At 26.1% G+C, this 7720-nt stretch carries 6 protein-coding genes; all 6 read right to left on the bottom strand.

Going from position 1 to position 7720, the window contains the following annotated elements; all coding sequences use genetic code 11:
- Positions 1–1001 (bottom strand): cache domain-containing protein (locus AVBRAN12637_RS04935; protein WP_336607021.1); only part of this gene is annotated, 1001 nt, incomplete at its 3' end.
- A gap of 154 nt (positions 1002–1155) precedes the next feature.
- A complete protein-coding gene (locus tag AVBRAN12637_RS04930) occupies positions 1156–1743 on the bottom strand; it encodes a response regulator transcription factor (protein WP_336615436.1) in 588 nt (195 codons plus the stop codon).
- A complete protein-coding gene (locus tag AVBRAN12637_RS04925; protein WP_214118428.1) occupies positions 1743–3035 on the bottom strand; it encodes an HlyD family type I secretion periplasmic adaptor subunit in 1293 nt (430 codons plus the stop codon). The genes AVBRAN12637_RS04930 and AVBRAN12637_RS04925 overlap by 1 nt, the downstream gene beginning before the upstream one ends.
- Entirely contained in the window at positions 3032–5167 is a 2136-nt protein-coding gene (locus AVBRAN12637_RS04920) for a type I secretion system permease/ATPase (protein WP_239803607.1), read from the bottom strand. Before AVBRAN12637_RS04920 ends, AVBRAN12637_RS04925 begins: the two co-directional genes overlap by 4 nt.
- On the bottom strand, positions 5164–7056 hold the full coding sequence (locus AVBRAN12637_RS04915) for a bifunctional diguanylate cyclase/phosphodiesterase (protein ID WP_214118432.1): 1893 nt from the start codon (positions 7054–7056) through the stop codon (positions 5164–5166). Before AVBRAN12637_RS04915 ends, AVBRAN12637_RS04920 begins: the two co-directional genes overlap by 4 nt.
- Entirely contained in the window at positions 7053–7718 is a 666-nt protein-coding gene (locus AVBRAN12637_RS04910) for a transglutaminase-like cysteine peptidase (RefSeq protein WP_214120625.1), read from the bottom strand. Before AVBRAN12637_RS04910 ends, AVBRAN12637_RS04915 begins: the two co-directional genes overlap by 4 nt.
- Positions 7719–7720 lie beyond the last annotated feature (2 nt).

The following is a 7720-nucleotide window of genomic DNA, read 5'->3' as shown; positions in this document are numbered from 1 at the left end:
GTGATTGCGATTTTATTAGCATCATTTTTTTCATAATTTAAAAATTCAAAAAATTCAGTTAAACCATTTTGCATAGCAATCATAGGATTTAAAGATTTTTTGATTAAATAGTATAAAATTCCTATAACTACAATAATAAATATTATAAACTCATAAATCGAATTCATCATACTATTGTGAATAGTATCATCAATATTTGCCTTTGGCATAATTGAGCAAACATCATATCCTGTTAATTTATCTTCTAAACAATAAGCTATATATTCTTTATCATTTTTATTAAATATAAAATTACCACTATTATCATTTTTATAATAATTTTGTAATTTACTTACAAATTCTTTTTTCCATTCAGGATTACCTAAATCATCTTTATTAGAACTTGAAATAATCTCATCATTTTTATCTAAAATTATAGTGCTAGAATTTTTTAAAGAATTTGCTCTAGTAATCTCATCGCTAAAATCATCAATTAAAATATTACCACCAACAACAGCTACTATTTTATTATCAATTACTACAGGTGCAAAAATAGTTGTGGCTGATTTTTTACTTGAAACATCTTGATATACTGAAGATAAATTTGCTTGCTTTAATTCTAAAGCTTCTTTATACCAAGCTCTAGTTCTACCATCAAAATTAGGAATTAATCTAAAAGTTAAATCAGATTCAGCCTTATAAACATCGCCATTTGTTAAACCTACAAATAAACCTTTAAAATCTAAAATCTTATTATCATCTTCTATTATTTGCTTAATAAAATTTGGGCTTACATCTTTTGCTTCTTCAAATTTTTTAGCAATTTTTTTAATATTATTTAATTTTACATCTATATAAGAATTTATATACAAATTCTTTAAAGTTATATCATTTCTATTTAATTCATTGTAATTTGAATTAATAATAGTTTTAACTCTATTTAATTCGTATGAAGTTAAAATTACTGATGCAATTATTAAAACTGCGGTAAGATATATGGAAATTTTTTGTGATAGTTTCATTTAAATCCTTTTTTGTAATAATTTAAAAAGGCGTAGTATAAATAAACAAAGTTAAATAAAACTTAAGTAATAATAATTATTAATTAAAAATATTAACTAAAAGAATACAATTTTAATCCTATTTTAAACAAGAATTTAAAATAGGACTTTATATTTATTTATCAATATTTTTTAAAGCCATTACGAATTGAATTCTATTTTTAACCCCTACTTTTTGATAAATAGTTGAAGTTATAGCCTTTATAGTTCTTTCACTAAGCTGCAAAATATTAGCAATTTGTGCGTTGTTTAATCCATCTTTTATATAATTTGCAACTACTTTTTCTCTATCAGTTAATAATTCATATAAATCATTATTATCTTGTTTATAGCTTTGATTAATAAGACTTATCATATTACTAATAATATCAGGTAATAACCATATACCACCATTACTAATACAATTAATTGCATCTATAAAGTGAATTTTTTGCATTCTTGCATTTGCATAACCTTTAGCATTGCCATTTAAAAACGCTTGAGATTCTATAAAATTTGGATTTTTTGATATAGCTAGGCATTTAAAATTATATTTTGATAATTCTTTTATATTATCAATATTATCGCAAATTATAACATTAGCATCTTTGTATTTAGCTATTATTACATCTAAATAATTTGTTGAATATACATTAAAATCATTCAATATTTCTTCTAAATAAGTTCTTAGCTCTTTATCTTCTACATTTATAATTATTTGCATTATCTTTCCCTTAAAGCATTTTGTTTGGTTTTAAATATTGGTTTTAATAAATAATCTAATATAGTCTTTTTACCAGTAACAATATCAGCATTTACTATCATACCCACCTTAATATTTAGTGGGTGTTCATCTGTTCCTAGATGATTTTTTTCTGTTACGATTTTTACTAAATAAAAACTCTCTCCTTTATCATTGGTTTCTGTATCGGCACTAATTTGCATAACTTGTCCTTCAAGTCCACCATAAATACTAAAATCATAAGCACTTACCTTAATAATAGCTCTCAAACCTTCTCTTAAAAATGCCACATCAGCAGGTTTAACCTTAACTTCAGCAATCAATCTATCATCAAGTGGAACTATTTCAGCTATATTTTCACCTGGCTTGATTACTCCTGAAACCGTATGAACATTAAGCTTTGAAACTATACCATTTACAGGGCTTTTTACTAAGGTTCTATCAACCCTATCATCAAGACCTATTTGACTTTTATTAATTCTAGCGATTTCAGCATTTGTTTCATTTAGTTCTTTTTTAGAATCATTAATAAAACCTAATCTTATTTCATTTAATGTAGCTTCTAATTTAGGCAGTGATAATCTTGCTTGAGATAATTCTCCCCTAATATCATTTAATTGTCTGCTAATTTGTAAATATTCAACTTCACTTACACTACCTTTTTTATAAAGACTATAAGTCAAATCATTTTGTTTAGATACTAAATTATAACTCGTGCTTAGATGGTTGATTTTTGATTTTAGTTCCTTTATTTCGCTTTCTTTTTGAGAAATTTTTTCTTTTAATTGCTCTATATTACTCTCATATAAACTTTGTTCGTTTTTTAAAGTCTGTGGGAAAATTTTATTTACTTCATCTTCGCTTAAAATACTAATATCAAATTCTTTACTATTTGCTTGAGCAAAAAGCCTAATTTTTTTAGCCAAAAGCTCACTAATTTTTACTTCACTCTCGCCTAAAGAACTCTCAAAACTTTTATTATCAATCTTAAGCAATACTTGACCTTTTTTTACAACATCGCCTTCTCTTACTAATAATTCTTGAACTATACCACCTTCTAGGTTTTGAACTACTTGATTTTGACCACTAGGCACTACCTTGCCCTGCCCCCTTGTAATCTCATCAATCTCTGCTACACTCATCCAAGCAATCAAACCAATTACACAAGTAATAATTATATAAAGCATAGTTTTTGTTTTTTGAGAGCTTTTTGATAATACAGCTTGTGATAAGCTATTCATAAAATCTAAATCATCTTTTGTATAGTTTTTCATTTACTAGCTCCTAACTTTGCTAAAACTTCTTCTTTACTTCCATCTAAAACTACCTTAGCATTATCAATTACAATTATTCTATCAACTAGATTAAGAAGTGATTGTTTATGAGTAATTACTATTAATGTTTTATCTTTGCAAGCTTCTTTTAAATTATTTATAACTTTTGCTTCTGTTTGAGTATCTATTTGATTTGTTGGCTCATCTAATAGCATAATAGGTGTATTTGTTATAAACGCTCTTGATATTGCAATAGCTTGTCTTTGACCCCCACTTATACCTTCTCCACGCTCATAAACAGGCATATCAAATCCAAGTGGGTGAGAATTTACAAATTCACTAACACAAGAAATATTTGCAGCTTTTATAATTTCTTCATCACTTGCATAAGGTGCTTTATAAACTATATTTTCTCTTAAAGTGCCTTTAAATAGCATAATATCTTGAGAAACATAGCCAATATGCTCTCTTAAATCCACTGGGTCAATTTGCTCAATATCAATACCATCTACATGAATACTGCCTTTACTTGGCTCATAAAGTCCCATAATTAATTTTTCTATAGTTGTTTTTCCACTACCATTTTTACCAATAATTGCAACTTTTTCTCCAGCATTAATTTTAAAGCTAACATCACTTAAAGATTCTTTTTTAGCTTCTGGATAAGCAAATGAAACATTTTTAAACTCAATACCACCTAAGAAATTATTTCTTCTTACGAATTTTTTGCCATTTTCACGCTCTACTGGCATATTCATAATATCATTAAGGCTCTTATAAGCTGTTTTAGTCTGCTCGTAATTTGATATAAGAGAAGCTACCTGACCCATAGGAGATATTGCACGAGAACTTAAAATCACACTAGCAACAAGACCACCCATACTAAGCTCCATATCCTTAATCATATAAACACCCAATACAACAATAGCAATAGTGTTAAATTGAACTAAAAACCCTGTAACCATAGGAATAGAACTAGATAATAATTTATTTTTTATACTTTTATTAGCAATTTCTCCTGTTGCTTCTTCGTATATCCATTGAGAAGAAGATGCTGCACCTAAAGTCTTAATTGTCTCAAGTGTATTTAAACTCTCAATTAAAACACCATTTTTAAATGCACTTGCTTGATATGTGCTTTCTATTGAAGTCTGTAAAGGTTTTCTAATACTAAATGTATAAATTAAAATAAGTATCATAACAACAACAGGAACTACTACTAAATGCCCTGCTAGAAAATAAATTGTTGCTAAAAATATTATACAAAATGGCAAATCCACAATAGCAGCAATACTAGCATTTGCAAAAAAACTTTTAAGCGTATCAAATTCTTTTAGATTTTGTGCAAAAGAACCAACACTAGCAGGTCTAGAACTCAATTTAATATCCAACACTCTTTCATAAATTAATGAGCTCATAATAATATCGCTCTTTTTTGAAGCTGTTTCTAAAAAATAAGCTCTAACTAATTTAATAATCATATCAATTGTATAAACAACAAATACTCCTAAAGCTAAAACCCATAAAGTCTCAATTGCATTATTAGGCACAACCCTATCATAAACATTCATTGTAAAAAGCGGACCTGCTAAAACAAATAAGTTTATAATAAATGAAGCTAGTAAAACATCTACATAAATTGATTTTGATTTTTTAAGCGTATCCCAAAACCAATGCTCATTAGGGTTATTTTTAAGATTATTTATTTCATTTTTAATAACAAATTCTCTTTTTAAATAAAAAGCATAACCTAAATATTCTTCTTCAATTTCTGCTTTACTAACCAATGTAGCTGCACCATCAAATCCTGGAAAAATAATACTTAATTTATCATTATCTTGAAAACTTTGTAAAATACATGCTTTTTGGTCTTTTAGCATTAAAATACAAGGCAATACTAAATTAGGAATATCTTTTAAATCTTTTTTTACTAATGTGCTAGCAAAACCAGCTCTTTTTGCAGCTCTACTAAAAAGAGATTTTTTATTATTTTTTGAAAATAGCTCTATACCGCCTAAATTTTTATCATAAGGCAACCCAGCTGTAAGTGCTTCGGCACTATAAGGATTGTTATAAAGCTTAGTAAGAATAACTAGACAATCTAGCAATTCATCTGTTTTTGTATTTATCATATTTCTTCCTTAACTTTACTTGTGTAATTTCCTTGAACTAAATTAATATTTAATTCTTTTATTTTGTTATAAGTTTCTTCATCTTCTATACCTATTGCAATTATTTTTATTCCTTTTGAATTTAAGATAATTTCTAAAGCATTTTTAGCCCCACTAGCATTAACATCTTCTAATAAATCAAGCAATGTTCTTGCCTGAACTTTAATATAAGAAATATTTAATTCATTTAAAATACTTAAGTTTTCTTTGTTTAAAGTAAAATGGTCAAGCCCTAAAGCTATATCATAAGTCTTAGCAAATCTTGAAAACTCAATAAGATTTCTAATATTTAATTCCTTACTCATAGCAAGTTCTAAATAAACTTTTTCATTTTTTCTAGTTTTGAATATTTTTTCTAATTTTTGATAATTTTCTGCTTTTATTAAATCATTTGAAATATTTACAGAAATTCCTGATTTAAATTCTTCACTTAAAGCCTTGCTTAATACATAAATATCTAATTCTTTTGATAAATTAAGCTCATTTACAATAGGCATAAAATAAGAAGCATTTTTTAATTCATTTTTATATTTTAATCTCAAATATAATTCTTTATGATATACATTATTATCAGTATCTAAAACTTCTTGGCTAGCAAAACAAAAATCATTATTATTCATAGCGTTATAAATAAATGTTCTAAATTGCTCTTTACCTAAGATAATATTATCAGAATTATTTGATTTGTTTAAAGAATAATTAGTCTTATTTTTAATTAACAATAAGTCTAGTTCAGCAAGAATTTCATTTAGCTTTTTTCCTTCATAAGAACTTAAAGAACTGCTTATTAAAAACTCACTATCATCAAGTCCAAATTCTTTAAATAAATCTTTTATTTTATTTAGATAATTTACGCAGTTTTCTTCAAAACCTAAAGAATTCTCACCTAAAACAGCGAAATCATTTTCATTAATTGAAAACACACATTCACTATCAAAAACCTTATCATTATCTCTTAAAATATCTGATAATCTTCCTAAAAATTCCATAGATTTATTAAAACCTAAAATCTTTTTTAGATTATAAGTTTCTTTAATGCTTAATAAAAAGCAATATCCATTTGAATATTCTTCCCTACTTTTAATTGATTCAAATTTATTTATAAAATATCTTCTATTAAATAGCTTAGTTCTTTCATCTTTATAAAGCAAATCATTGTATTTATCTAGTGTTTCACTCTCTTTATCAAATATATCTTTAACCTTACCTACCATTGAGTTCATTGCCATTACCATTTTTCTAACTTCTTGGGTAAATGGTAGTTTATTTTGTATTATAAACTCGTGTTCAAGTATAGCTTCTGCTTGTTTTCTAACCTTATTTAGTGGTGCTAAAATCGCTTTTAGTGAAAAATAAATTAAAATCATTGAAACTATAAAAATAATCACTAAATTAATAAACAATTCTTTAAGGGTTGTATAAAGTTGCTCGTAAGCAAATGCAGGGCTAATTTGCACATAAATAGTGCCTATTTTATTCCATTGTCTAATCTCAAAACTCTCAACAGGAGTGCTAATATTTACAAGTTTTACAAATAAATCACTAACTCCATAAAATACTTTTTCTTTACTTTTATCATAAACTATCTCATCATTTGCGTCAGTGAATTTAATTTCTTGATAATATCCACTATCAAAAATAGCATTAATCATAAGCTCAACGCTATCTTTATCAACATTATCTAAAGTAGCAATTGATAATCCTAGTGAAGTTGCTGTATGCTTTGCATTTGCACTTAATTGCTCGTTTATAAAATCATTTGTAGTTTGATAATTTTTAACACCAACAATAGCTATTATAATTAATATAAAAACTATAGCACCTAATAAAATTTGCTTAAATAAAGTCATAAATCACCCTTTTTTAAATTCTCTAAATAACTAGACCAATCTTTTGTATATTTTGAAGATTTTGCCGATAATTTACCGCTTGATGCTTGTTGTGCTAAAAATAAGTCTTTAGCATTAAACGATAACACAGGCTTTAAATCAACTCTTTTATTTGCTCTTTTAATTGAATTTGTATTACTATCTAAAATAAAAGGAATATCGTTAGGTTTTTCATAATATGCTAAAACCATATGAGAAATCCATTTGCCATTTAAATTAGCATATACGTATGTAAAAAATAATTTTTCTTCACTAACTCCTAAATCAAGTAAAGTAAGATATTTTGCGATTACGAAATCTTCGCAATCTCCAAAACCCTTTCCAAGTGATTCAAATCTATTAGCCCAATAATCAGTCTTACCCCAAGTTATCATATCATCTTGCCATTTTATAATACTTGGGTCATTAAAAAATTCATTAACTTTTACTAATTTATTTGCATCATTTGTATTTTGTATATCTTGCATTAACTTATCTAGTTTTTCAAGTCTTTTAACACTAACTTGTCCGTAAGTCTTCTCCATTCTAACATAAGTTTGTGGTTTAATGAATGAAGAACTAGATAAACTAATACCGATAAAAAGAGTGAATAAAATCACTCTTTTAAAAATTCTACTATACATCA

Origin of the sequence: Campylobacter sp. RM12637, assembly GCF_020137645.1 — a bacterium.
Taxonomy (GTDB): Bacteria; Campylobacterota; Campylobacteria; order Campylobacterales; family Campylobacteraceae; genus Campylobacter_E.
Note: the sequence above shows the minus strand (reverse complement) of the source record. Positions and strands in the feature narration are given on the sequence as shown.